A 25,812-nucleotide genomic window follows, 5' to 3' on the forward strand; every position below is an offset into this window, starting at 1 on the left:
TACGTTCCGGTTCCTGCGCTCCGCCCGACTCGGCCAGAGGCCGAGTCCTTCGCCAGGCAGATCCAGTCCTCAGGACTGGATCAGTCCGGGCTCAGCCTGGTCTGACTGCCGCTCGCTACAAAATTTCTCACCCTCAGAACCCTCAGAAGAGACTGAACCACGATGCAAAGACGTGAGCTGATGGCCGCCGCCGGCCTGCTGGTGGCCAGCCCTTGGGCCCAAGCCTTGCCCGCAAGCACCGCCACGCCGAAGCGCAAAGTGCTGCGCACCGCCTTCAACTCCGCCGAAGTCGGCTTCGACCCCGCCCAGGTGTCCGACCGCACCTCGGTCGCGGTCAACGCCCATATCTTTGAATCACCGCTGACCTATGACCTGCTGGCGCGGCCGGTGCAGTTGCGGCCGCAGACCGCAGCCGGCCTGCCCGAGGTGTCCGCTGATTTCAAGCGTTTTGTCTTCACCATCCAGCCCGGCATCTTCTTTGCCGATGACCCTGTCTTCAAGGGCCGGCCGCGCGAGCTGGTGGCACAGGACTACGTCTACACGGTCAAACGCTTCTACGACCCGCTGCTCAAGACCGAGCATCTCTACCAGTTCGAGAACGCCAAGATCCTGGGCCTGAGCGAGCTGCGCGAACAGGCCATCCAGCGCAGAACGCCCTTCGACTACGACCGCGAGGTGCCGGGCTTGCGGGCGCTGGACCGCTACCGCTTCGAGGTGCGCCTGGCCGAGCCCGACCCGCGCTTCGTCCACCTGTTCGCCAATGCCGGCTACACCGGCGCCATGGCGCGCGAGGTGGTGGAGGCCTATGCGGCCGATCTGCTGGCCCACCCGGTCGGCACAGGGCCATTCCGGCTGAAGAGCTGGCGGCGCAGCTCGCAGATCGTACTGGAGCGCAACCCGGGCTTTCGCGAGCAGGTCTACGAGCCCGGCGAGGTGCCGCCCGACGCCCAGAGCCAGGCCATTGCCCGCCTGCTGAAAGGGCGGCGCCTGCCCATGCTGGACGAGGTCCAGATCAGCATCATCGTCGAGACGCAACCGCGCTGGCTGGCCTTCAATGGCTGCGAGCTCGACCTGCTGGAGATGCCCACCGAGGTGGCTCCGCTGGCCCTGCCGGGCGGACAGCTGGCACCGAATCTGCGCAAGCGAGGCGTGCAGGTTTTCCGGAGCTATGGTGCCGACATCGGTTTCAGCTTTTTCAATATGGAGGACCCGGTGGTCGGCGGCCTGTCTGCCGAGCGTGTGGCCCTGCGCCGCGCCATCACGCTGGGCTATGACAACGAAGCGGAGATCCGCATCGTCTACAAAGGGCAGGCCGTGCCGGCCCAGTCCATGCTGCCGCCCCTGGTCTATGGTCACGACCCCGCCTTGCACAGCGAGGCCGGCCACCACGACAGGGCGCGCGCTCGCGCCTTGCTGGACCTCTACGGCTACGACAAGCGCGATGCCGAGGGATACCGCCTGCAGCCCGACGGCAGCCGCCTGACCCTGCGCCGCGCCGGCACGGCCGGCAGCTCACGCCAGCGCCTGATCGACGAGCTGTGGAAAAAGCAGATGGACGCACTGGGCCTGCGCATCGAGTTCGAGTCGGCCACCTTTGGCGAGCTGATCAAGAAGGCCCTGGCCAGCCAGCTGATGATCTGGGGCTATGTCTGGGACCTTGGGGCGCCCGATGCAGACTTCCTGCTGGGCATGGGCTACGGCCCCAATGCCGGCCAGAGCAACGACGCCCGCTTCAAGCTCCCCGCCTATGACAAGCTCTATGCCCAGCAGCGACTTCTAGCCGATGGTCCAGAACGTTATGCCATGATGCAGCAGTTGAACCGCCTGCTGCTGAGCTATATGCCCTACCAACCGCAGCTTCATCTGCTACGGGTAGATTTGTGCCAAACCGAGGTCAAGGGCTTCATCCGGCATCCGTTCACGAGGGATGCGTGGCGGTTTGTGGACAGAATTGTTTGATGGACAGGTCTCTTCGCAGACTCAACGGAAGTCTCGATAGCTGTAAGTTTTTGCTGGCGGCTGGCACTGAAACGGCCCAGGGTCGCCCGGCCTGACATTTTGGCAATGCGCCATCCAGGCCTTGACTCGTTCGCTCTTGAACTCCCGAGCTCGCTGTGCCAAATAGCGTGCTTTGTCCATCTGTCCGGTCATGACCAGTGAATTGGCCCACGAGATCAAGATCATGTCGTCGGTCATGACATGTGCCGTTCGTCGGGCAGCATCCAACGCCTCAGGGCCAGGTGGCAACAAGCCCGCAGCGGCATAGTCGGCCTGGAGCGAAAACAAGCGCGACTTCTGCTGAGCGCGCAGCACACGCTGCAGCACAGGCTCACCGTCTGCCGATTCGTTGACGATGGCGACCACCCGCGTGAAATCCGCCAGTGCCGAAAAGCTGATTGCCACAATCAAGAGACCGAGCAATTGCACGGCATGGGTGGCTCGATCCGGACCCTTGGCCATGCTGGTGATCGAACTGCTCCGAACACCATGCCAAGCCAGACCTATTGCAAACGTGGCCGGGAACAGAAAGTAGGCATACCAAAGCTGGAACTCCACCATGGCCTGCGCCAGGATCAGAAGAACCAGCACCAAGGCGCTTCGCTCCAGAAGGCTGCTAGACGGCTGCCCCGAATGGCAGGACTTGAACATCTGCCAGACCCCACGTCCTAGCAGGCAAAGAATCAAACCGCCCAGGGGCCAGCCAAGTTCCACGAGCAGTTGGGCGATCAAGTTGTGGGTGTGATCGAAGGCAGGCAGCGCCCGGTCGGGCAAACTCATCATGGTCCAGGCGAAATTGAACTCCCCCCAACCCACGCCAGTCCAGGGATATTGCTTGAGCAGCTCCCATGCGTTGGCCAGTATCAACAAGCGTTTGGGTGAACCCGCACCCTCAGCCAGCCGCGATTCGGCTCCGAAGGCAGGACCGCCAGCCTGGGACCAGATCGTGAGCAAGGCCCAGCCCAGCAGTAGATACATGGGCAAAAGCATGAGCTGACGGCGAGCCCCCGGGCTCAGTTGGCGGTCGACACAAGCCCAAATCGCCATCGCCAGCAGGCAGGCCTGACCCGAGCGCGAGGCTGTCAGAACAAGGCTGAAACTCAGCACAAACAGCAAGATCGGCAAAGTCCAGCGTGCAGTGAAAAGGCGCCAAGCCCCGCGCTCGCTGAGGTGCACAGCCGCCAAGGAAGCCCAGACCAGCAGACTGGCCAGATGGTTGGGCTGGCGCATATTCCCAACCGCTCGGCCTGCAATGCTGGAGTGTGCAATCCATCCATCATTGGCCCAATCGGGCAGAAAAACCTGGACAAAGGCTACCAAGGCACACATGAAACCCGTCAGTAACAAGGCCCAGCACAGCGCATCAAACCAGGCCTCTCTTTCGTCCCTGCCCATGTTCTGTCCCAGCAGCAAAAGCAGCAGGGCACCAGCCAGAAAGACCTCATAAGACAGCACCAAGGACAATGGCAACCCTGCCCACCACAAGGACAGCCAGGGTGCCAGCAGCAAGAGCAGCAAAGCCCAGGCAGCCGCTCCGCCTTGCCATTGAAGCTGCACGCCTTTCATCGTCAACAAAACCAGACCCCAGGCGGCCAGCGTCAGCAGTTGGTTCAGAGTCGCAGAGCTGGAAACCGGGTTGTATGCCAGCAAGGGCGCAGCCCCGCAAGCCAGGCACAAGGCCAGCCAAGCTGGCGGGGAAAGCGCACTTGTTTTCGACATAGGCGATCAGATGAACTCGGGAGCTCCCGTCCGGGGGCAAACAAAGGACGAGCAGATTGAACATGAAAAAAGCGCCCAAACAAGTGGGCGCTTTTCTTGAATCCGGCGAGCCGATGAATCGACCCACCCGAACTCAGGGCTTACTGCTTGGGCATGTACTTGGTGGCCAAGGTGCCAGTGATCGTAAACTTCATGCCTGCCGAGCTGCAATCACCGGTGTAGACGATGGTCGCACCATCGGCGACATCAGCGAACGCTTTCAAGGCGATCGTGACCGAACCTGCAGTGGCCGAGGCGCCAGCAGCAGTCACCGATTTGGTGTACTTACCCGTGATCGAGGTAGCTGCGGGCAAACCCAGTTTGTCGTTGTCCGCACCGTTCAAGGTGCCGTCGCTGCAAGCCACGCCAAGTGCATTGATTGCTGGCGAGGCAAGATTCATGGGCTCGGATATCTTCGACTTGGTCGTGTAATCTTGGTAAGCCGGCAGCGCCACGGCTGCCAAGATGCCGATGATGGCCACGACGATCATCAGTTCAATCAGTGTGAAACCTTGTTGGACGCGCTTCATGGTGGGTACTCCTGCGAAAAAGTGAACGGGGGGTAGGGACACACCCCCTGAATGCAGGGGTCGTGCCAGGGCTGGCCGAGCCATATCGCGTGAGAAAGCGCACGAATGGCGGCACCTGTCGGGTTTCAACTGACAATTTTTGTCAGCCCCGCCCTCAATCCGGCTGACACAAAGCGCCATGTGACAGTTCTTGTCAGTTCGTCCCAAGGTCGCTCCAGGTCCAGGGCGCCAAATGCAAAACGGCAGCCGGGGGCGGCTGCCGTCGTTTCATCCGGGGCTGGCAGCCTTGATGCTGCCCTTCCCATGCTCTGAGCTCAAGCCAGCGACGCGGCACCCAGCTCCATCACCATCCCAGCCGCCAAGGCGCTGATCCGGTGGCCGCTCGCCAAGGCGGCGACCTCAGCCATCACGGCCCGGCCCTCACCTGGCTTGATATGGGTGATCTGCACCTGCACCGAGCCACTCAGCTGGGCCAGTTCGGCGCCCAGGCGGGCGGGACTCAGATGCCGGCTCAGGTCGGCCAGCTCCTGTTCTTCGTTGCTGAAGGCGGTCTCGATCACCAAGTGGCTGACCTGCAACTGAGCCAGGCGGGCCCAGAGCGCCGGGTTGGGGCCGGTGTCGCCAGTGAAGACCCAGTGACCCTCGGCGCCGGCCACGGCGAAGCCGCAGGCCGGCACGGTGTGGGCGGCGCTGAGCACCTCGATGCGCCGCCCGCCCAAGTCCAGCACTTCGCCCACTTCGAAGGCGTGCAGGCTCAGCACCGGCCGAGCCGCACTGGGCAAGCGAGTGAAATCAGGCCAGATCACTCCATTGAAAATGTGCCGGCGCAGTGCTTCCAGCGTGGCTGGCAGGCCATGGACTTGAATCGGTGGCCGGCCCGCCTCGGCGCGCATGCGCAGCACCGAATCGGCCAACAGCGGAATTGACAGCACATGATCAAGATGGGAATGACTGACCAAGATGTGGTCGATGCGCGCCAGGTCCTCCAGCGCCAGATCGGCCACGCCCGTGCCGGCGTCGATCAGCACATCGTCGTCGAGCAGGAAGGCGGTGGTCTTGTAACCGGACGCAATGGCGCCGGAACAGCCGAGGACGCGAATTTTCATGAGGGGCATCAAAAGGGGCGGATGGCTGTCGCAGCGCCGCTCAGAACCGACGCCATGTGACAAGGCCCTCCAATGTACTGAGCCCCAGCGCCGAAACAAGGGAGCATTACCGGCTTTGTCGGCACAAAGGCGCAGACAGGGGCCGCGCATCAGACCGGCGTGATTTGCAGCACATCGGCCTCGCCGCCAGCGCGCTTGGGAAGCTCTGCATGAATCGGGGCGAGACCATGCAGTGCGGATCGGGATGGGTTGCAAGGTGCAGTTTGAAGCCAATAGCCGTAGCTATTGGCGAGAAGTGCAAGGCCGCAGACCGCCCGAGGCCGCGCTAGCAGGGGCCGGGCTGATTCATGCAGAGCTTCCCTTGGCATACTCCCGCCTCCAAGAGAGAGAAGTGTGCGCCCATGGCCAAGAAACCTGCTCCACCCGAAAGCCCGCCCATCACTTCCCTGACCGGCAAGGCGGCCCTCAGCCGTGAACAGCTGCAGGACATCGTGGCGCAGGCCAGGGCCAGACAGACCGGTGCATCGGAGCCAGCCCCGCGCGGGGCAGCGGCCGAAGGCGGAGAGCCGGACATCAGCCGGGCCGACGAGCAGGCCGTGCTGGACGCCCTGCTGCTCAGCGGCGGCGGGCGCGGCGCGGCCGGCTTGCTGCAATGGCTGCAGGCGGTGGACGCCAGCCGCCAGCCTTCCGGCCGGCCCTTCGGCGCCAGCCACGTCAACGAAGCTCTGCAGTCGCTGCGCCGTCAGGGCCTGGTGGAGCTGGTGCCCGGCCTGGGCCATGCCGCCGACCTGAGCACCCACCGGGAACGCCTGGAAACCCTGCTGCTGGACAAGGAAGCCCGCAAGAGCTACTGGAAACGCCTGGCCTGGGTCTACGGCGGCGGCTATGGCGAGGTGACACGCAAGATCAACTGGATCAGCTTTCGCAACGAGGCCGAGAAGCTGCAGATGCTGCGCCTTTTCATCCATTCAGGCCTCACCCAGTCCGATTTCCACGCCCATATGGACGCGGAACTGGCCGAGCTGCGCGACCCCGTGCTCATGCTCAGCGCCATCACCGAGCCCTGGTCGCCCGCCTTGCTGGAGGCCATGGCACCGGATCTGCGCAGCGAGCTGCTGAGCCTGTGCATCGACCTGCTCCATGTCGGCGACAGCCGCGCCCAGCGCATCAAGCAATGGCTGCAGCAAGGCTTCGCGACAGCGCCGGCACAAATCACGCCGGCCTTGCGCGCTCGTCTGGCCGAAGCGCGACTGCTGGCGCTTGATTTCAGCGGCATGCGCCAGCTGCTAAGCGGCCTCGCCGGCCCCAGCCTGCCGCAGTACGAAGCGGCGGCGCTGGCTGCGCAAGGCCAGTGGCAGGCCGCCATCGCCCAGTTCGACACGGCCATCAAGGACATCCGCAAAATCTCCGGCGCACGCCGTGCGCCGCTGAGCGCGGACCTGACCCGCATCTATGTGCTTTGCCACCTGGCTCAGGACGACGCGCTGGCCTGGGCCGCCGCACGCAAGTTCTGCATCGGCGAGTCAGGCTCGCGCAAGCCCTCGCCGCAAGAGCTCTGGGGCCGCTGGGCCCATGTCATCGGCAGCCGCCTGGGCGAAGACAGCCTGGACCCCGAGGCCCTGGCCCATCTGCCCGGCCTGGAGTCGCGCGAGCACAGCCTGGGCCATGCGGCCGACCGCCTGCTGCTGGCCGCCTGGCTGAACAAGCCCGCACCCGGCTGGACCGGCGCCGCGGTGCAAGGCCTGCTGGACCGCCTGCAGGCCAGCGGCCAAGCCTGGCTGGCCGCCGCCGTCGCCCAGGCCGCCGAACGACTGGAGCTGGGCCAATTCAAGGTAGAGCTGGGCGGCATGAGCGCGCCGGCCAGTTTTCTGAGTGCACCGCGCGAGCCCTGGCGCGATGCCCTGGCCGCCATCGCCACCTTGGGCGATGAGAAGAAGAGCAGTGCCAGCAGTGAGGGGCCCGAGCTGGCCTGGGCCATGAGCCTGGACAAGGAAGGCCGGGTGCAGGATGTCGAGCCCTTCGAGCGCAGCCTCAGCGCACGCGGCCTGATCAAGCTGAAAGAGGTCAGCCTGGGCAAGCTGAAGAAGAACGGCGCCGCCCATGCGCGCGACAACGCGGTGCTGCGCCATATCGAACGCAGCCTTTACGGCGGGGCCAACAGCTGGCAGCTCGATGTCGCGCAAGCCGCCATCGCCCTGATCGGCCACCCGGCCCTGATGTTTGCCGATGCGCCGGGCCAGTGGGTCGAGCTGGTCGAGGCCCAGCCCGAGCTTGAAGTACGCAAGCGCAAGCATGCACAGACCGGCGCCGAGCAGTTCGAGTTCCACATCCACCCGCCCCTGATCGCCAGCGAGCCGCCACGCCTGTTCGGCTGGCTGGGCAACAGCCACGACACCGAGAGCGCCAAGCGAGACGCCTTGCGCGTGCTGCGCGACGGCCCGCAGAACGCCCGCCTGATCCGCATCAGCAATGCCCAGCGCCGCGTCGCGGAGCTGGTGTCCCAGGGTTGGGCGGTTCCAGTCACAGCGAATGCCGAGTTAGGCGCCGCACTGCAGGTGCTGAGCGCTCATTTCCAGCTGCACAGCGATGCCGCCGCAGGCCAGCTGGTGGCCGGCGACAGCCGCCTGCACGCCCGCCTGCTGCCCTTGGGCGAGGGCCTGCAGCTGCAGCTGGTGGCCCAACCCTTTGGCAACTTCGGGCCGGCCGTCACGCCGGGCCAGGGCCGGGCGCGTTTGATGTGCATGCATGAAGGCGTGAGCCTGGCCACCGAGCGCGATCTGCTGGCCGAGCGCACGGCCCGGGCCGCCGTGCTGGAGGCCCTGCCTTTCCTGGACCCCGAACTGGCGCCTGAGTCACCCTGGCAGCTGATCGACGCCGAGGAGGCGCTGCGCGCGGTCGAGGTGCTGCCGGGTCTGCCCGGCATCGCCGCACTCGACTGGCCCAAGGGCAAGCCGCTGCGCGTGACTCCGCTGGCCAGCACGTCCATGACGGTGGGAGTCAGCAGCGGTCGCGACTGGCTGGGCCTGAGCGGCGAGGCGCAGCTGGATGAATCACGTGTACTCGGCCTGCAGGAGCTGATGAAGCTGGCGCGCGAGTCGCGCAGCCGCTTTGTGCGCCTGGGCGAGGGCGAGTACCTGGCCCTGAGCGAACAGCTGCGCCAGCAGCTGCGCGACCTCGATGCCCTGGCCCAGGCCAAGAAAGACCAGCTGCAGCTGCCGCAGGCGGCTGCCTCCTGGCTGGAAGAAACGCTCGATGGCATGAGCGTCGCCGGCGATTCACCCTGGCAGGCACGCATGGACGCCCTCGGCCACGCCGCACGCAGCGAACCGGCCCTGCCCAAGGGCTTGCGCGCCGAGCTGCGCGGCTACCAGCTGCAGGGCTTCCAGTGGATGAGCCGCCTGGCCGCGGCCGGCCTGGGCGCCTGCCTGGCCGATGACATGGGCCTGGGCAAGACGGTGCAGACCCTGGCCCTGCTGCTGCAGCGCGCCGAGCTGGGCCCGGCCCTGGTGCTGGCGCCGACTTCCGTCTGCGGCAACTGGCTGGCCGAGACGGCGCAGTTCGCGCCGGGGCTGCGCTGCAGCATCTACGGTGAAGACGCCGACCGCGCCGGCCTGATCGCCGCCGCCGGCCCCGGTGACGTGGTGGTGATCAGTTATGCCCTGGCCCAGATCGACGCCGAAAGCCTGGCGGAAAAAGCCTGGGCCACCCTGGTGATGGACGAGGCGCAGGCGCTCAAGAACGCGGCCACCAAGCGGGCGAAATCGGTGGCCGAGTTCCAGGCCGGCTTCCGCCTGGCGCTTTCGGGCACACCGGTGGAGAACCGCCTGGCCGACCTCTGGTCCATCATGAACCTGATCAACCCCGGCCTGCTGGGCAGCGCCAGCCAGTTCAACGAGCGCTTTGCCGGGCCGATCGAGAAGCAGCAGGACAACGCCGCCCGCCAGCGCCTGCGCCGCCTGGTCTCGCCCTTCCTCTTGCGGCGGACCAAGCAGCAGGTCTTGCAAGACCTGCCGCCGCGCACCGAGATCGTCCATCTGGTGCAGCCCAGCAGCGAGGAGAAAGCATTCCTGGAGGCGCTGCGCCGCAATGCCCAGGACGCCGTGTCCAGCGCCGCCAAGGCCGGCCAGCCGGCACCGATGCAGGTGCTGGCCGAGCTGATGCGCTTGCGCCGCGCCGCCTGCGACCCGCGCCTGGTTGCGCCTGAGCTGGGTCTGGTGGGCGCCAAGTTGGGCGAGTTCGAACGCATCGTGCGCGAGCTGGTCGAGGGCTCGCACAAAGCTCTGGTGTTCAGCCAGTTCACCGACTACCTTGCCCTGCTGGCCGAGCGTCTGCAGGCCATGGGCGTGCCCTTCCAGTACTTGGACGGCAGCACGCCGGCGGCCGAGCGGACCAAGCGCGTGGCCGCCTTCCAGCGCGGTGAGGGCGAGGTCTTCCTGATCAGCCTCAAGGCCGGCGGCTTCGGCCTCAACCTGACCATGGCCGACTATGTGCTGATCGTCGACCCCTGGTGGAACCCGGCCGCCGAAGACCAGGCCACCGGCCGCGCCCACCGCATGGGCCAGCAGCGCCCGGTGACCGTCTACCGCCTGGTGACCGCTGGCTCGGTCGAGGAGCGCATCATCGACCTGCACCGCGACAAGCGAGGCCTGGCCGATGGGATTCTGGAAGGGCAAGAAGAGGCGACGGTGCTCGACGCGCAGGCGCTGGCGGCACTGCTGCGCGGCTGAACGAGGCCTCGCCGGCCCGCTTCAATCGCTGCGCAGCAGCTTTTCCTCGGCCAGGGCCAGGGCCTCGGGCACGCCCGAGAGCACCAGGGTGTCGCCGCCCTCCAGCAGCATCTGCTCATCGGCCGCCACCACGGCGCCGTTGGCGCGCCGCACCGAAACCACCGACACGCCGGTGGCATGCAGGGCGAGCAAGCCCAGGGCGGTGTGCATGTAAGGGCTGGCCACGGGCAGGGTGACAGAGCGCAGGCGCGCATGCTGGCGCTCCTCGCCGGTGTCATCGTCGGCGCCGTGGAAGTAGCCGCGCAACAAGCCATAACGCGCATCGCGCGCGTCACGGGTCAGGCGGATCACGCGGCGCATGGGCACGCCGACCAGGGCCAGGGCATGGCTGGCCAGCATCAGCGAGCCCTCGATGGCCTCGGGCACCACCTCAGTGGCACCGGCGGCGCGCAAGCGCTCCAGGTCGCTGTCGTCGATGGTGCGCACCACCACCGGAACCTGCGGCGCGTGGGAGTGCACCAGATGCAGAATCTTAAGCGCCGAGGCCGTGTCCGGGTAACTGACCACCACGGCGCTGGCGCGCGCCAGGCCGGCCGCCATCAGGCTTTGCAGGCGGGCGGCGTCACCGAAGACCACACTCTGGCCGGCCGCAGCCGCCTGGCGCACCCGGTCGGGGTCCAGATCCAGGGCCATATAGGGGATGTTCTCGCCGTCCAGCAGGCGGGCCAGGTTCTGGCCGCTGCGGCCGTAGCCGCAGATGATCACATGGGCTTGCGCCTTGATGGACTTCTTGGCAATGGTGGTCAGCTGCAGGGACTGCATCATCCAGTCGCTGCTGGACAGCTTCATGACGATGCGGTTGCTGTACATGATCAAGAAAGGCGTGGCCAGCATCGACAGCACCATGCTGGCCAGCACCGCGCTGACCCATTGCGGCGCGATCAGCTGGTGCTGGGCGCCCAGGGTCAGCAGCACGAAGCCGAACTCGCCGGCCTGCGCCAGGTAAAGGCCGGTGCGCAAGGCCACGCCGGCCGGCGCCTGGAACAGCCGCGCCAAGCCGGCGATCAGCACGAATTTGGCCAGCACCGGCAGGACGCTCAGCGCAATCACCAGTGGCCATTGCTGAGCCAGGGTGCTCCAGTCCAGCTTCATGCCGATGGTGATGAAGAACAGGCCCAGCAGCACATCGTGGAAGGGCCGGATGTCGGTCTCCACCTGGTGCTTGTATTCGGTCTCGGCGATCAACATGCCGGCAACAAATGCACCCAGGGCCAGGGACAGGCCGGCATGCTCGGTCAACCAGGCCAGGCCCAGGGTCACCAGCAGCAGATTGAGCATGAAGAGCTCGTCGCTCTTGCGCCGTGCCACCAGGGTCAGCCACCAACGCATCACCTTCTGACCGCCGACCAGCAGAATCGTCAGCAAGACGCCGGCCTTGAGCGTAGCCCAGGCCAAGGACTGGGCCATGGCTGAGCCGTCGCTGTTCAAGGCCGGAATCAGCACCAGAAGGGGCACCACAGCCAGATCTTGGAACAGCAGCACGCCCACGACACGCCGGCCATGCTCGCTCTCCAGCTCCAAGCGCTCGCTCATCATCTTGACGACGATGGCGGTGCTGCTCATGGCCATGGCCGCACCGAGCACCAGGGAGCCTTGCCAGTTCAGATCCCAGGGCAGGCCCAGCATCTCCAGCCCGGACTTGAGCAGGAAATGTCCGGCGATGGTCGAAACGATGGTGATCAGCACCTGCAGCAAGCCCAAGCCAAAGACCAGATTGCGCATGCTGCGCAGCTTGGGCAGGTTGAACTCCAGGCCGATCACGAACATCAAAAAGACCACGCCGAACTCGGCCAGGTAGCGAATGCCCCCCGTGTCGCCGGCCAGCGCCAGCGCATTCGGGCCGATCAGCACGCCCACGGCCAGATAGCCCAGCATGGGCGGCAAACGCAGGAATCGGCAGGCGACCACACCGGCCACGGCGGCAAGCAGGTAAATAAGGGCCAGGTCGAGCGAGGTGATCATGGGCCGATATTAGCGGGCGAGGGTCGCCGCCGATCTGTGGAAACAAGCGGCTATGCTCATCGCTCACCATGGCAAACGCAGCCCGACTCCGCTTCGCGTCCCTGAGCTTGCTCCTGCTCGCGGGGCTGAGCCTGTGCGCGACAGCCCAGGCCGACCCGGGCTATTACCTCGTTCGACCCTATGCGGCGGCCGGCCAGACCTCGCTGGATCTGCGCTACTGGACTGTGCAGGCGCCCGGTGAACCAGCCGTGCTCTGGCCCGAACTGGGCCTGCGCCACGGTTTCAACGAACGCTGGACCAGCGAACTCCTGCTCAGCTGGATCGGCCCGAGCTGGCTGGCACAGAAGCTCAGCTCGCTCAACTGGATGAATCAGTGGCTGCTCACCGATGCCAACAGCGAGTTCGACTTGGCCCTGCACAGCCAGCTGATCCATAACCGCGGTCGTCACAGCGGCTCGTCGCTAGAAATCGGCCCAAGCTGGCAAGGCGACTGGGGTTTGCACCGGCTCAACTTCAATCTGCTGCTCGAGCACGACTGGGCACGCCGTGACGGCAGCCAGCTCAAGCTGCAATGGCAATGGTCCCGGCCCGTGCAGCCGGGCCTGCGCTTGGGCCTGCAGGGCTTTGGCGAGCTGGGGCGCTGGAACCATTGGCTGCCCGCCGACCAGCAATCGCACCGCGCCGGGCCGGTGCTGCACTGGGTGCCCGAGGGCCAGCGCAGCCTGAACCTCAACTTGGCCTACCTCCGGGGCCGCACCTACGGCCAGCGCGGCGATATGTTCAGCGCCCAGCTGCTGCTGGACTTCTAAAGCCCCGGCTCAAAAAGCCATCAGCTGCAGCGCGCTCTCGAAGCGGCGCTGCTGGCCGCTGATGGGGTCCTGAAAGCTCAGGCTCTGCGCCAGCAGCTGCAAGGGCTGCCGGTAGTCGGGCGCATCGGCCGGCTCGGGCGGCAGCAGCTGCGGGTAGATGCGGTCGCCCAGCAAGGGCAGACCGAGCGCGTTCATGTGTGCCCGCAGCTGGTGTTTCTGGCCGGTGCTCGGGCTCAAGCGATAGCGCGCCAAGGGCAGGCTCGGGTGGCGCTGCAACAGCTCGATCTGGGTCTCGGCATTGGGCTCGCCCGGCACTTCTTGCATCTGCATGAAGGCCTCGCTGCGCTCCATCAAGCGGCTGCACCGGGTCAGCGGCAGGCTCAGGCCCAGGGGCTCCGGCAAGCCGGCCACGGCCTCGTAGACCTTGGCCACGGCACGCTCGCGGAACAAGGCCTGGTAGGCACCGCGTGTGGCCGGCTGCAGGCTGAAGACGACCAGGCCGGCGGTTTCGCGGTCGATGCGGTGGATGGGGCTCAGCTCGGCCAGGCCGGTGGCCAGGCGCAGACGGGTCAGCAGGGTCTCGCGGACATAACGGCCACTGGGCAGCACGGGCAGGAAATGCGGCTTGTCAGCCACCAGCAGCAGCTCGTCCTGGAACAGGATGCGAGCCTCGAAAGGCACACGCGGCTCCTGGGCCAGGCTGCGCCAGTAATAGACCCGGCTGCCGGGGCGGTAGGGCGCGTCCAGGGGCAAAACCTGACCCTGCTCATCGAGCACCTCACCCTGCTGGAGGCGCTGCTGCCAGACTTCAGGCGCCACGCCGGGCAGGCGCTCAACCAGGTAATCAAGCAGGCCGGGCCAGGCGCCGGGCGGGCAGGCCAGCACGCTGGCGGCCACGCCATCGCGCAAGGGCAGAGCCAGTTTGGGCGGCCGACTCATGGTGGCAAGCGTGCGGCGGCAGGCTCAGTCGATCTGCGGGCCGCCACGCGCGCGCTCGTCCAGATAGCGCTTGAGGCGCTGTCGCTCCGAGTCATCCTGCGCGGCGCCGCGCCAGGTCTGGATCCAGGCCTCGCGCTGTGGGTCGGCCGCCAATTTGCGTGCGGCCTGGTCGATGGCCTCGATCTGCTTGCGCCCTTCCGGCGTGCGGCTGCAGGCATAGGTGGCCACAGCGGTGCTCACGCCTTCGAGCAAAGGCAGCTTGAGCAGTTCGCCCGGCGCCAGGGCGACGCTCTTCAGGTACTCGTCCACGGCACTGGCGTAGTCCAGGGTGTAGTCCATGCGCTGGGCCAGCAGCATGGCCAGCAGATGGGACTGACGGCCGGTGACCACCGTCTTGGGCGCCCGCGGCCCGGCGCCCTGCAAGGCGGCATCGGCCTTGGGGCCATATGAACGGTCACGTGGCAACAGGCCGACCAGCTCGCTCTGCAGCAGCTCGCCCAGCGCCACTTGGCGGCCGAACCTTTCAAAGCGCGGGGCCAGCTCGCGCCGCGTCACCACGACCAGCTGGCGCGAGATCAGGGCCGGGTGCACATGGGTGAAGTAGAGCCAGCTCTGCCGCTCCGGCGTGTTGACATGCAAGGGCGAGCACAGGGTCTGGCCCTGGCGCACCAGGGCCTCGAAGCGCGGAAAGCCAGCATCGAGAAACTCATGGCGGTACTGGGGCAGATGCTGGATCAGCAGGCGCAGATAGCCATCGATCTCGCCATTGCCAAGATCGGAGGCGCGTTGGGGCGGCCGGCCGGCCGGATAGGTGAGGTGGGGCGGCACATCGCGCACCATCCAGCGGATCACGCCCGGCTCGGGGCCCTGGTCGGCGGCGGGCGAGGAGGCCTGGGCGAGCACGGCCATGGGCAGCAAGCCCAACAGCACCAGCCCACTCAAACGGCGCCAGCCATGCCGGCCGGCCCTGAGCCGCACGCCTGGATTCACTCGCTGTCGACCCACTCGATGCGAGCGCCCAGGGAGCAAATGTTCTCGACGAATTGCGGGTGGGCGCGTCGGATCGGCGTGGCATTGCGGATCACCGACTTGCCCGGAATGCTGGCCGCCACCATCAGCAGAGCGATGGCCACACGGATGATGTAAGGGCTCTCCACTTCGGCCGCGTGCAAGGGCTTGCCGCCGAAGGTGACCATGCGGTGCGGGTCGGACAGGAAGGCGTGGGCGCCGAACTTGCTCAGCTCCGAAGTCCAGCCCATGGCGCCGTCATAGATCTTGTTCCAGAACATCACGCTGCCCTCGGCCTTGACGCCCAGGGCCACGAAGATGGGCAGCAGGTCGACCGGCAGGTAAGGCCAGGGCGCCGCCTCGACCTTCTGCAGGATGTTGCGGGTGAACGGTTCCTTGACCTTGAGCGGCCCATTCGTGACCGAACGCGACCAGCCGTTCTCATGAATGATCTGCACGCCGAACTTGGCAAAGGTACGGTCGATCAGCGGGAACTGCTCGGGCGTGGAGTTCTTCACCTCGACCCGGCCGCCGGTGATGGCGCCCAGGGCCAGGAAGGTGACGATCTCGTGGAAGTCTTCGGCGAAAGTGAATTCACCGCCGCCTAAGCGCTCGACGCCGTGGATGGTCAGGCGCGAGGTGCCCAGGCCTTCGATCTGCGCGCCCAAAAGCTTCAGAAACGCGCAGAACTCCTGCACATGGGGCTCGGAGGCCGCGTTCATCAGCGTCGAACGGCCGCTGGCCAGGGCGGCGCAGAGCACGAAGTTCTCGGTCGTGGTGACCGAGGCGTAGTCGGTCCAGTGGTCATTGGCCTGCAGGCGCGCGGGCACGGCCAGGACCAGGCCGTCGGGCTGGCGCTCGACGCTGGCGCCGAAGCGTTGGAACACCTCGACATGGGGGTCGATCTCGCGCACGCCCAGGGTGCAGCCGGTGACATCGTCCTCGATGCGGGCCGAGCAGAAGCGCGCCAGCAGGCCGGGCACCAGCATGATGGAGCTGCGCATCTCTTCGGGCAGGCGGTCGCGGGCGGCGTCGAAGTGGGTGTCGCGGTGGTGCAGGTTCAGCACCCGGCTCTTGACGTCCATCTCGACCGAGCTGCCCAGGCTGCGGAAGACATCGAGGATCTTCTTCACGTCCGTGATGTCGGGCACCCCGTGCAGGCGCACCGGCTCGCGCGTCAGCAGGGTCGCGCAGAGGATGGGCAGGACGGCGTTCTTGTTGGCCGAGGGGACGATGCGGCCGGCAAGAGGCGTGCCGCCGTGGACGATGAGATTGGACATGGACGAAGAAAGGATCGCAGGGGCACCGAAGCGGCGTGCCCGATTATCGTTGGCCTTGCGAAAAACCCTGGTCGGGCTCAGCGCACCGGGATCAAAGGCTGGGCGCCCGGGCTCATCAGCACCGTGTTGCCGGCCTTGCCGGCGATGGCAATCGCGGTGTCGCGGTGGATCTCGGCCAGCTTGATCTCCTTCAGGGCCGGGGTCAGCGATTCGCTGACGATGCGGTTGGCGCGCGCCTCACCTTCAGCCTGCACGATCAGGCGCTCGGCTTCGGCCTTGGCCAGTTCGATCTCCTTGCGCTTCTTCTCGATCGCCTGGTCGGTTTCGGCGCGCTGGCGGATGGCCGCCTCGATGGCCGGGTCGGTCAGCAGATTGCGCACATTGACCGCGGTGATGACGAAGGCGCCCTTGTCATTGGCGTCCAGCTCCTGCTGCAGGCCGACGCGCACCATTTCCGCCAGCTCGGTGCGCTTGGTGTGCATGGTGGTCGCATCGAGCTGAGCGATGGCCTTGTAGACCGCCTCACGCGCCTCGCGCGAGACCCGGCTGAAGGCGATCACCAGATCCTTGGTGCCGCCCTTGACGATGTCGCCATGCTGGACCACATCGCCCTGGTACTTCACATACAAGCCGGGCACCGCACCGGGTGTGGTCTTGAAGTAAATGTCCAGGTCCACGTCCTTCATGGTCAGGTTGTCGCGGCTCTTGGGCGTCATGTCATTGAGCGAGAAGCTGACCTCCTTGGTCGTGAATTCATCCACCGACTTGAACAGCGTGAAGTAGACGCCGGGCGGCAGTGACTCGGCACCGACCTTGCCTAGTGTGCGCTCGACGCCGACATTGCCGGTGTCGATCTGGCTGCAAGCGCTCAGCAGGGCGCACAGGCCAAGCAGGGCCAGGGTGGCGGGGCTTCGTTTCATATCAGGCCTTCAGAGCAGGTGGATGGGCGGGAAGAAATAGGCCAGCAGCAAGAGCCCAAGCAAGAGCGCCACCAGCAAGGCCAGGCGCCAGGCATGGCGCCGCAGCAGGCGGCCCAGCTCGGCGCGGCGCCGCTCGCCCAGCAGCTGCCAGGCCAGGTAGAGCAGCAGACTCAGCAGCAGGACGGCAAGAAACTGGCGCATGGCAGTAAGGGCTCCGCTTCAGCTGCTTGGATCAAGGCGACGGGCCCGCGCCAAGCGCCAAGCTTCCTTGGGGTCGTCGCCATAGACCTGCTCGGCCGTGGTGGCGGTTTCCTGCAGCCGGGTGTCCAGGGCCATGCGTTTGTCGAAGACAAAGCACTCGCCCTGCCAGTCGGCCGCCGCATCGGGCATCTGCTCGAAATAGCTGACGATCCCGCCGTCGAGCTGGTAGACATCGAGGCCCTGGCTCTGCATCCAGGCACTGGTCTTCTCGCAGCGGATGCCGCCGGTGCAGTACATGGCGATGCGCTTGCCCTCGGCCTTCCAGGCCTCGGCATGGGCCTCCACATAGGCCGGAAAGTCGCGGAAATGCGCAACCTCAGGGTCGATCGCATTCTTGAAGCGACCCAGCCGGTATTCAAAGCTGTTGCGGTTGTCCAGCACCAGCACATCGGGCTCGCTGATCAGCTCACGCCAGCGCTGCGGCGAGACATGGGTGTCGGGCAGACCGGGGGCCGGCAGACCGCTGACACCGGGCACGCCGAAGGCGACGATCTCGGGCTTGCAATGGACCTTGATCAGCGTGAAGGGCCGGGTCGCGCAAGCGCTGTGCTTGAACACCAGGCCTTGGAAGGCGCCGCCAAAGACTGGGTCTTCGTGCAGTGCGCGCTCGAAGGCGGCCAGCGCGCCGGCCGGCGCGGCGATGGCGCCGCTGATGCCTTCGCCGGCGACCAAGATATTGCCACCGATGCCGGTCTCAGGTGTGCTCAGCTCGCGCAGCCGAGCCGCCACCACCTCGGGCTCGGCCAGGGCGACAAAACGGTAGAAGGAGGAATGGACATGGGGCTCGCTCATCACGCTCATGAATGTCCGCCCTCAGACCAGCAAGGCCGGGTCGGCCGCAGGCGCCACGAGGGGCGCATCGGGCAGCAGGGCCAGGCCACCGGCCAGAGTCCAGGCCTGGCCATGGCCCAGGCGGGCCAGGGCTTGCGCGGCCTGGCGGCTGCGGTTGCCGCTGCGGCAGAAGAACAGCAGCGGCTGTTGCTCGGCCAGCCAGCCCGGAATGGCATTGAGAAAGCGCGACAGCGGCATGGCTTGCAAGGCCACGCCGGCCAGCTCGGGCGCCTGGCTCAGGAACTGCTCGTAGGGCTCGCGCACATCGATCAGCAAGGCGTCGGGGTGGGCGTCGACAAAGCGCTGCAGCTGCTCGCCCGAAAGCTGCAAAAGGGGTGCGGCCACGGCCTCGCCACGCTCCAGCGCCACGGTGCTGGCCAGCAGCTGGGCCAGGTCGCTCGGCGGTGCGATCAAGGCCTGCGGGCCGATCTGCTCGGCCAGCGCCAGCGCCTGCTGCGGGTCGACAAAAGCCAGGCAGCAGGCCTGCGCCGGCCCGCCTTCGCTGAGCAGCAAGGCCTGGCCGCCACCGTCCAAAAGCACGCGGCGCAAGCGCCTGCTGCCCAGGTCCAATTCGGTCTGCGTCAGCGGCCAGCCGAGCGCATCGATCTCGGCCGCGGCGTCGAGCAGGTCGGGCAGCTCGGCGGCCAGCAAGGCGCGCGCCTCACCATGGGCGGGCTCGCCGCTGCTGCTGAGCACGGCGGCAATGGGATAGTTTTGACAGCGCAAGACCTGGGCCAGGCGGCTGAGTTGCTCGGGCAGGGGGTCGATCAGCACACAGCGCTGCGCGGCCGCATCGGCCAGCACATAGCAGCAGGCGCCTTCCAGCATGAAGCGGCTCAAGCCCTCGCCGACGGTGGGCAGGTTGTCGGTCGGGCTCATGCAATTGCGGCGCAGCGACTCACCGCAGGCCTGGATGCGGGCACAGGCTTCGGCGATGAAAGCCTCGTCCACGGCCGGGCCGATGGACAGGCGCACGGCGCCGGCCGCCTGCCAGTCGGGCAAGCCCATGGCCTGCAGCACAAAGCTCGGTGCGGCCTTGGCCGCGCTGCAGGCCGAGCCGCCGCTGACGCGCACATCGGCGGCGTCGAACAGGTCCTGCAGCAGGCGCGAGCTCAGGCCCGGCACCGAGAAATTGAGGGTGGTGGGCAGGCTCTGCGCCAGCGGCGCGTTGTAGACCAGGCCCGGAAAGGCCTGCTCCAGCGCGGCCGCCAGTCGGGCGCGGAAGCCGCTCATCTCGGCATGGCTGCGGAAGGTCTTGCCCTCCGGGTCTTCCAGCGCCTCCAACACCGCGCCCAGGGCAGCGATGCCGGACATGTTCTCGGTGCCCGAGCGCAGCGCGCCTTCCTGGCCCCCGCCGGCCATCAGCGGGGTGAAGGGCGCGCCATTGCGCACATAGAGCAGACCGATGCCCTTGGGCGCGTAGAGCTTGTGGCCGGAGAAGGGCGCGTAATCGATGCGACTCTGGCTCAGGCGCAGCTGGATCTTGCCCAGGGCCTGCACGCCGTCCACCATCCAGAAGGCGGCGCTGCCGCTGGCCTCGAGCGCCGCCTCGATGCCGGCCAGGTCGCTGACCACGCCGGTCTCGTTGTTGGCGGCCATGGTGCAGACCAGGCCGGCCTGGGGCGCTTCACGGCGCAGGAAATCCAGGTCGTGCTGGCCCTGGAGGTTGACCGGGATCGCCCGGATCGCCAGGTTCAGGCCCAGCACCGCATTCCAATGCTTGAGCGCCTCGGGCACGGCCTTGTGCTCGGTGGCGCCGTAGAGCAGCTGGCTGCCAATGGCCTCGCCGGCCTCACGACGCTCGCGCAGCGCATGCAGGGCCGAGAGCACGGCCGTCTGTATGCCTTCGGTGGCGCCGCTGACGAAGAGCAGCTGGCCGCGGCCCGTGTCCAGCAGGCGCTGGGCGCGAGCGCGAACGCCGTCGATCAGGGCGCGCGCCTTGAGCCCGGTGCTGTGCACGCTGCTGGGGTTGCCGTAGTCCTCCACCATGGCCTGGATGGCCGCCGCCTTGGCCTGCGGCAGCACGGGCGTGGTGGCATTGGCGTCGAGATAGATTTCCATGGCGATCAGTGGGTATGGGAGACAAAGCAGCCCAGGCAGACCTGCATGAGCAGGCACAAATCAGGGCAAGATGGGGAAAAAAGGCAGAGCCGCCATGGTACCCGGCCGCCCGCGCCGCACCTATACTGCGGCCCCGGGTCGGCAGCACACCCAGGCCTTGCCGCGCGGCGCTGCCGCGAGCTAAACCTGCCATTGGCACCAGAAGTACAGACCCAGGCCCGTGATCATCCTCACCCCTGCGTGCGCTCGTCTGGAAGTCGGCAAGCACCAGCACTGTTCAGCTTGGAGCCGAGCAGCCCATGCGCGCGCGCTGTGGAGACTTTCACGCCATGACCCGTCTTGCCATTCCTTTCCATGCCGAGGACCTCTCGGCCCTGGCCAAATCCCTGCGCCAACAGCTGGACAGCCATCTGGCCAGCACGCCACAGGCACCCTCGCACCTGAGCCTGCTCAATATGCTGGCGCGCGCTGCCGGCCATCGCAATTTGCAGGCCTTGCGTGCGCAGGCCAGCTTGAAGCCGGCAGCCAGCTCGGTGCAGCCCATGCCATCGGCGCCGATCGCACCGGCACGCGGCCCACGCCATCCGGGCTTGAGCGAGCTGGCCGACCGCGCGCTGCGCCAGTTCGACGAGCAAGGGCGCCTGGCCCGCTGGCCCAGCCGGCACCAAGTCCAGCGCCTGGCCATCTGGGGTTTGTGGCTGCATTTCGACAGCCGCCGCATCTACACCGAGGGCGAGGTCAACGCCTTGCTCCAGGCCCAGCACTGCTTCGGTGACCACTGCACTCTGCGCCGCGAACTGGTGGAGATGAAGCTGCTGAGCCGCGAAGACGGCGGGCGCCGCTACCAGCGCCAGAACCCGCAGCCCAGCGAAGAGCTGCTGCCCTTGCTGCAGGAACTGCGCCGCCGGCACCGGCTCCATGCGGGCCGACGCAGCCCGCCCGCGGAGGCGGCGGACGCTCAGGCAATCGCCGGGTAGTCGCCCGTGCCCTCGGGCCAGGCGGTCAGCAGATCGAAGCCGGTCTCGGTGACCAGCACCATATGCTCCCACTGTGCCGACAGCGAGCGGTCTTGCGTGACCACGGTCCAGCCGTCCGAGAGCTCCTTCACGCCGCGCTTGCCGGCGTTGATCATGGGCTCGATGGTGAAGATCATGCCGGCCTGCAGCGTCAAGCCCTCGCCGGGCTTGCCGAAGTGGTTGACGTGAGGCTGGTCGTGATAGATGTCGCCGATGCCATGGCCGCCATACTCGCGCACCACGCTGTAGCCGGCCTGATGGGCCACGCTCTGGATGGCGTGGCCGATATCGCCCAGGGTGGCGCCGGGCCGCACCTTGCGGATGCCAGCGCGCAGGGCTTCGTAGGTCACCTGCACCAGGCGGCGCGCGGCCGGCTTGGGGTGGCCGACGAAATACATGCGGCTGGTGTCGCCGAACCAGCCGTCCTTGATCAGGGCCACGTCGAGATTGACGATGTCGCCCTCTTTGAGGATCTTGGTCGGCGAAGGGATGCCGTGGCAGACCACCTCGTTGACCGAGCTGCACAGGGTCTTGGGGTAGCCGTGATAGCCGATATTGGCCGGGGTGACACCGAGCTCATCGACGATGTACTCGCGGCAGATGCGGTCCAGTTCGTCCGTGCTGACGCCGGGCTGCACATGGGGCGTGATCATCTGCAGCACCTGGGCGGCCAGGCGGCCCGACTCGCGCGCCTTGGCAATCTCTTCCGCCGTGCGGATCTTGACGCGGCCGTTCATTGCATGCCCTTGCTGTGATGGCCGGTCGATCGTGCCGGGCGGGGCGGGGCCGTCGGTGCGGCCTCCAACTGGCCGGCGGCGGCGCTGGCCAGGTCCAGGCCACCGGCCTGCTCGGCACGGATCAGCAGGCGGCAGATCTCGCGGTGGTCGAGGTCCGGGTAGAGCTCGGACAGCAGGCCGATGCGCATCCAATGCTCGGCCTGGGCGTTGATGGAGCGCGACAAGGCCTGGCTGGCAATGCGCAGGCTCTCATGCATCGGATCTGAAATTTTGACGATTCCCATGCGGACAGTTTATGCGAAACGTATACGTTTTGTATAGACCATCTCACCCAGCTCCGACCCGCTTCGCAGCAGACCCGCTCGCTACAATCGGCCGCCTTTCTTTCTCACCGGAATCCTTGATGGCCCTGTCCGAACGCCACGCCGTGATGCTGCAACACCTGCTGCCCAAGCAGGCACTGACACGCTTTGCCGGCTGGGTCGCCGGCGCGCGCATGGGCGGGCTGACCACGGCCATCATCCGGCGCTTCGTGGCCCGCTACCAGGTCAATATGGCCGAAGCCGCCAACCCCGACATCGCCGCCTACCCGAGCTTCAACGAGTTCTTCACCCGGGCGCTCAAGTCCGGCGCCCGCCCCTTGGCCGATGCGCCCCTGATCTGCCCGGTGGACGGCGCGATCAGCCAGTTCGGCCGTATCCAAGGTGAGCAGATCTTCCAGGCCAAGGGCCACGACTTCAGCTGCACCGCCCTGGTCGGCGGCGACGCCAGCCTGGCCGCCCAGTTCCGTGACGGCCACTTCGCCAACATCTACCTCAGCCCCAAGGACTACCACCGCATCCACATGCCCTGCGATGGCCGCCTGACGCGCATGATCCATGTGCCCGGCGATCTGTTCTCGGTCAACCCGGTCACAGCCCGCGGCGTGCCGGGCCTGTTCGCCCGCAACGAGCGCGTGGTCTGCGTCTTCGAAGGCGAGCAAGGCCCCTGGGTCATGGTGCTGGTCGGCGCCACCATCGTCGGCAGCATGGCCACCAGCTGGCATGGCGTGGTCAACCCGCCGCGCCCGGGCACCGTGCGCGAATGGAGTTATGCCCCCGGCCAGGTCAGCCTCAACAAAGGCGATGAACTGGGCCGCTTCCTGCTCGGCTCCACCGTGGTGATGCTCTTCCCCGCCAGCCAGGGCCTGCAGTTCAACCCGGCCTGGCAGGGCGAAAGCCTGGGCCAGCGCGGCAGCGCGGTGCGGCTGGGTGAGGTGATGGCGCGCTGATCAGCTCCCGGCCCCCTCAAATCGGGGGGAGTTGGCACGCAACACGCAGGGATAGCCCGTAGCGACGCTGCGCCCGGTGCTGCTAAAAATCCTGCCCATCGCCAATTCAACCCTGGCGTAGGCCCTTCCCCGCCAGCAGCAGTCCGCCGGTCCGGTCGCTGGTCTGCGCCTGCTGTTCATGCAATCACTGTCTTCGGCTCAGCCCACCCGTGCCCTGTCGCGCCTGCGTCGCGCCCTGCCCTTGATCACCTTGCTCGCCCTCGGTGCCGGCCTGCTCTGCAGCGGCCAGGCCCAGGCACAGAGCTACCAAGTGCAGTCCCTCAGCCAGAACGGCGCCTTCACTTTCGCGCTGAACGCACGCGGCCAGGTCAGCGGCAGCCTGTTGGACAACAACGGCACTTACCAGGCCTTCCTCAGCGGCCCCGATGGCCAAAGCCTGGTGGCCATGACCCAGCTGCCCGGTGACGCCACCGGCAATGCGATCAACTTCTCCGGCCAAATCGCCGGGGATGTGATCACAGGCCGCAATCCGACCCGGGTTGAAGCCTTCGTCACCGGTGCCCAGGGTCAGAACGCTATCCTGCTCGGCGGCATTGGCGGCAATCTGACGACGGCCCGCGGCATCAATGACAGCGGCACCGTGATCGGCATGGGCCGCGACGGCAGCGGCAGCACCAAATTCCATGCCTTGCGCTGGCAAGCCAACAGCACCGAAGCAGAGCGCCTACTCACCCTGGGCGGCAACACCAGCAGTGCCCAAGCCATCAATGGCAGTGGCCTGATCGTCGGCAACTCGGGCCTCAGCGATGGCAGCCTCCATGCCGTGATCTGGGGCCTGAACGGCGCCGCCATCACCGATCTGGGCACCTTGGGTGGCTTGAACAGCTCGGCCCTGGCCATCAATCAGAGCGCCCAGGTGGCGGGCACATCGCGCGTGGCGGATGGCAGCCTGCGTGCCTTCATCACCGGCGCTGGCGCCCAGGGCATGAGCGACCTCGGTACCCTGGGCTGGGTACACAGCCAGGCCAGCTTCATCAACAACGCCGGTGTCGTGGTGGGCAATCTGTTCAACGGCAGCGACGGCGACTCCTACTTCGCGGGCCACGCCTTCATCACCGGCGCCAACGGCCAGGGCATGGTGGACCTGAACAGCCTGGTCAGCTTGGGCGAAGGCCTGTACCTGAACGATGTGTGGGGCTTGAACGACGCCGGCCAAGTCTTGGTCAGCGACCAGAACGGCTTGGCCTACCTGCTCACTCCCGTTCCCGAAGCCAGCACATCGGCCATGCTGCTGGCGGGTCTGCTGGTGCTGGCCCTGCTCACGCATCAGCGTCGCCGCTCAGCGGCATCGCTCAAACCCGCCCTGGCTTGAGCGACGAGGGCAAGGAGAGCTGCGGCGCCTGGATCAGTTCGATCAAGGCCCGCAAGGCCGGGCTGGTCTGAAGCCGGCCCGGGTAGTACAGCGCGAAGCCGGTGCCCGGCGGGCACCAGTCGGCCAGCAGCTCGATCAGCTGGCCGCTTTGCAGCAAGGGCGCCGCCGCCAGTTGGTAAACGTAGGCCACACCCGCCCCATCCAGCGCCGCTTGCAAGGCCACGGCCTGATCGTCCACCGTCAAGGGGCCCGGCACGTCGAGATCGGTCGTCAGGCCCGCTCGCGCGCACGCTAGGCCTGCGCAGCGACAGCCGACCGCGTGTTCAAGAAAGCTCCAGCGGAACAAGCCGCCGCTGGCGAAGCGCTGGCGCACACAGGGCAGGCTGAGCAGGTCCTGCGGCTGCTGCGGCGCCGGGTGGCGCTGCAGGAACACCGGTGACGCTACCGCGACAAAACGCTGCGCGCCACCGAGCGGCACCGCCACCATATCGGCCTGCAGGCGTTCGGCGAAGCGCACGCCGGCATCGAAGCCCTGCTCGACGATGTCGACCAGGCCGTCCTGCGTGCACAGCTCCACCTGCACCTGGGGGTGAGCGGCGACATAACGCGCCAACAAGGGGGTCATCAAGAGTCGAGCCGCACTGCGCGGCACGCTCAGGCGCAGGCTGCCCGAGACCCGCCCGCCCAGCTCGATCACGCCGGCCAAAGCCCGCTCCAGACTTAGCATGGCCGGCAAGGCCCCGGCCAGTAGTCGCTCACCCGCAGCTGTCAGCGCCACGCTGCGGGTGCTGCGGTTCAACAAGGCCACGCCCAGCTGCGCCTCCAGCCGGCGCATGGCCTGGCTGACGGCCGATGGCGACAGGCCCAGATGCTGGGCCGCCCGGCGGTAGCTGCGCGCTTCGGCCACGGCGGCAAAGACACGCAGGGTTTGGAGTTCGGTTTCGCGAGGGAAGCTCTTCATCAATCGGGGCGAGGCCATGTGGTGCGGATCGGGATGGGCTGCAAGTCGCAGTTTGAAGCCAATAGCCCTAGCTATTGGCGAGAAGTGCAACACCGCAGGCCGCCCGAGACCGCGCTCTCAGGGGCCGGGCCAATGGATGCAGAGCTTCGCCAGACACCCGGCGATTGTGAAGCAGGGCTGCACAGCCCGTGCGGCCGGCGGCGGCT

At 66.9% G+C, this 25,812-nt stretch carries 20 protein-coding genes; 6 read left to right on the forward strand and 14 right to left on the reverse strand.

Annotated features, from left to right (window positions below):
* Nucleotides 1-162 precede the first annotated feature (162 nt).
* The gene (locus LNV23_RS03565; RefSeq protein WP_263561684.1) at nt 163-1,959 is read left to right on the forward strand and encodes an ABC transporter substrate-binding protein; all 1,797 of its coding nucleotides are present in this window, start codon (nt 163-165) and stop codon (nt 1,957-1,959) included.
* A 21-nt stretch (nt 1,960-1,980) separates the two neighbouring features.
* On the opposite strand, the gene LNV23_RS03570 is transcribed toward LNV23_RS03565, so the two are convergent.
* The 3 genes from LNV23_RS03570 to LNV23_RS03580 all read right to left on the reverse strand — a co-directional run bounded on the left by LNV23_RS03570 (nt 1,981) and on the right by LNV23_RS03580 (nt 5,392).
* Nucleotides 1,981-3,507 carry a PglL family O-oligosaccharyltransferase gene (locus LNV23_RS03570; RefSeq protein WP_263561685.1) on the reverse strand — a complete coding sequence of 509 codons (1,527 nt, stop codon included), beginning with the start codon at nt 3,505-3,507 and terminating at the stop codon, nt 1,981-1,983.
* Nucleotides 3,508-3,857: 350 nt separating this feature from the next.
* On the reverse strand, nt 3,858-4,286 hold the full coding sequence (locus tag LNV23_RS23945; RefSeq protein WP_318023203.1) for a pilin: 429 nt from the start codon (nt 4,284-4,286) through the stop codon (nt 3,858-3,860).
* Nucleotides 4,287-4,600: 314 nt separating this feature from the next.
* Nucleotides 4,601-5,392 (reverse strand): MBL fold metallo-hydrolase, encoded by a 792-nt coding sequence (locus LNV23_RS03580; RefSeq protein WP_263561686.1) that lies wholly within the window; start codon nt 5,390-5,392, stop codon nt 4,601-4,603.
* A gap of 401 nt (nt 5,393-5,793) precedes the next feature.
* Here LNV23_RS03580 and LNV23_RS03585 point away from each other — a divergent pair, with 401 nt between their 5' ends.
* Nucleotides 5,794-10,119 (forward strand): DEAD/DEAH box helicase, encoded by a 4,326-nt coding sequence (locus tag LNV23_RS03585; RefSeq protein WP_263561687.1) that lies wholly within the window; start codon nt 5,794-5,796, stop codon nt 10,117-10,119.
* A gap of 21 nt (nt 10,120-10,140) precedes the next feature.
* Here LNV23_RS03585 and LNV23_RS03590 read toward each other — a convergent pair whose 3' ends face one another.
* On the reverse strand, nt 10,141-12,141 hold the full coding sequence (locus tag LNV23_RS03590) for a monovalent cation:proton antiporter family protein (protein WP_263561688.1): 2,001 nt from the start codon (nt 12,139-12,141) through the stop codon (nt 10,141-10,143).
* 68 nt (nt 12,142-12,209) lie between these two features.
* Here LNV23_RS03590 and LNV23_RS03595 point away from each other — a divergent pair, with 68 nt between their 5' ends.
* On the forward strand, nt 12,210-12,950 hold the full coding sequence (locus LNV23_RS03595; protein WP_263561689.1) for a hypothetical protein: 741 nt from the start codon (nt 12,210-12,212) through the stop codon (nt 12,948-12,950).
* A gap of 9 nt (nt 12,951-12,959) precedes the next feature.
* On the opposite strand, the gene LNV23_RS03600 is transcribed toward LNV23_RS03595, so the two are convergent.
* The 7 genes from LNV23_RS03600 to LNV23_RS03630 all read right to left on the reverse strand — a co-directional run bounded on the left by LNV23_RS03600 (nt 12,960) and on the right by LNV23_RS03630 (nt 20,250).
* On the reverse strand, nt 12,960-13,889 hold the full coding sequence (locus tag LNV23_RS03600) for a pseudouridine synthase (protein WP_263561690.1): 930 nt from the start codon (nt 13,887-13,889) through the stop codon (nt 12,960-12,962).
* 24 nt (nt 13,890-13,913) lie between these two features.
* A complete protein-coding gene (locus tag LNV23_RS03605; RefSeq protein WP_263561691.1) occupies nt 13,914-14,819 on the reverse strand; it encodes a hypothetical protein in 906 nt (301 codons plus the stop codon).
* Between the two features lie 56 nt (nt 14,820-14,875).
* Nucleotides 14,876-16,177 carry a UDP-N-acetylglucosamine 1-carboxyvinyltransferase gene (locus tag LNV23_RS03610; protein ID WP_263561692.1) on the reverse strand — a complete coding sequence of 434 codons (1,302 nt, stop codon included), beginning with the start codon at nt 16,175-16,177 and terminating at the stop codon, nt 14,876-14,878.
* A gap of 77 nt (nt 16,178-16,254) precedes the next feature.
* The gene (locus tag LNV23_RS03615; protein WP_263561693.1) at nt 16,255-17,097 is read right to left on the reverse strand and encodes an SPFH domain-containing protein; all 843 of its coding nucleotides are present in this window, start codon (nt 17,095-17,097) and stop codon (nt 16,255-16,257) included.
* 9 nt (nt 17,098-17,106) lie between these two features.
* The gene (locus LNV23_RS03620; protein ID WP_263561694.1) at nt 17,107-17,298 is read right to left on the reverse strand and encodes a hypothetical protein; all 192 of its coding nucleotides are present in this window, start codon (nt 17,296-17,298) and stop codon (nt 17,107-17,109) included.
* 18 nt (nt 17,299-17,316) lie between these two features.
* A complete protein-coding gene (gene trhO, locus LNV23_RS03625; protein ID WP_263561695.1) occupies nt 17,317-18,159 on the reverse strand; it encodes an oxygen-dependent tRNA uridine(34) hydroxylase TrhO in 843 nt (280 codons plus the stop codon).
* Nucleotides 18,160-18,171: 12 nt separating this feature from the next.
* Nucleotides 18,172-20,250 carry an aminotransferase class V-fold PLP-dependent enzyme gene (locus LNV23_RS03630; protein WP_263561696.1) on the reverse strand — a complete coding sequence of 693 codons (2,079 nt, stop codon included), beginning with the start codon at nt 20,248-20,250 and terminating at the stop codon, nt 18,172-18,174.
* Between the two features lie 329 nt (nt 20,251-20,579).
* Between LNV23_RS03630 and LNV23_RS03635 the strand changes: the two genes are divergently transcribed.
* Nucleotides 20,580-21,227 carry a DUF2087 domain-containing protein gene (locus LNV23_RS03635; RefSeq protein WP_263561697.1) on the forward strand — a complete coding sequence of 216 codons (648 nt, stop codon included), beginning with the start codon at nt 20,580-20,582 and terminating at the stop codon, nt 21,225-21,227.
* On the opposite strand, the gene map is transcribed toward LNV23_RS03635, so the two are convergent.
* Together map and LNV23_RS03645 are read right to left on the reverse strand one after the other, a co-directional pair.
* Nucleotides 21,209-22,003, reverse strand: coding sequence for a type I methionyl aminopeptidase (gene map / locus LNV23_RS03640; protein ID WP_263561698.1), 795 nt, complete (start codon nt 22,001-22,003; stop codon nt 21,209-21,211). The two genes, LNV23_RS03635 and map, sit on opposite strands and share 19 nt — an antisense overlap.
* Nucleotides 22,000-22,287, reverse strand: a complete 288-nt coding sequence (locus LNV23_RS03645; protein WP_263561699.1) for a ParD-like family protein — start codon at nt 22,285-22,287, stop codon at nt 22,000-22,002. Before LNV23_RS03645 ends, map begins: the two co-directional genes overlap by 4 nt.
* A gap of 125 nt (nt 22,288-22,412) precedes the next feature.
* Here LNV23_RS03645 and asd point away from each other — a divergent pair, with 125 nt between their 5' ends.
* Together asd and LNV23_RS03655 are read left to right on the forward strand one after the other, a co-directional pair.
* The gene (gene asd, locus LNV23_RS03650) at nt 22,413-23,273 is read left to right on the forward strand and encodes an archaetidylserine decarboxylase (RefSeq protein ID WP_263561783.1); all 861 of its coding nucleotides are present in this window, start codon (nt 22,413-22,415) and stop codon (nt 23,271-23,273) included.
* 178 nt (nt 23,274-23,451) lie between these two features.
* On the forward strand, nt 23,452-24,645 hold the full coding sequence (locus tag LNV23_RS03655) for a hypothetical protein (RefSeq protein ID WP_263561700.1): 1,194 nt from the start codon (nt 23,452-23,454) through the stop codon (nt 24,643-24,645).
* Here the strand turns inward: LNV23_RS03655 and LNV23_RS03660 are convergent.
* Nucleotides 24,626-25,606: a LysR family transcriptional regulator gene (locus tag LNV23_RS03660; RefSeq protein WP_263561701.1), complete on the reverse strand. Its 981-nt coding sequence runs from the start codon at nt 25,604-25,606 to the stop codon at nt 24,626-24,628. The genes LNV23_RS03655 and LNV23_RS03660 overlap by 20 nt on opposite strands.
* Nucleotides 25,607-25,812: the final 206 nt, after the last annotated feature.

It is taken from the genome of Kinneretia sp. DJ1R-11, assembly GCF_025717595.1.
Classification (GTDB): Bacteria; Pseudomonadota; Gammaproteobacteria; order Burkholderiales; family Burkholderiaceae_C; genus Paucibacter_A.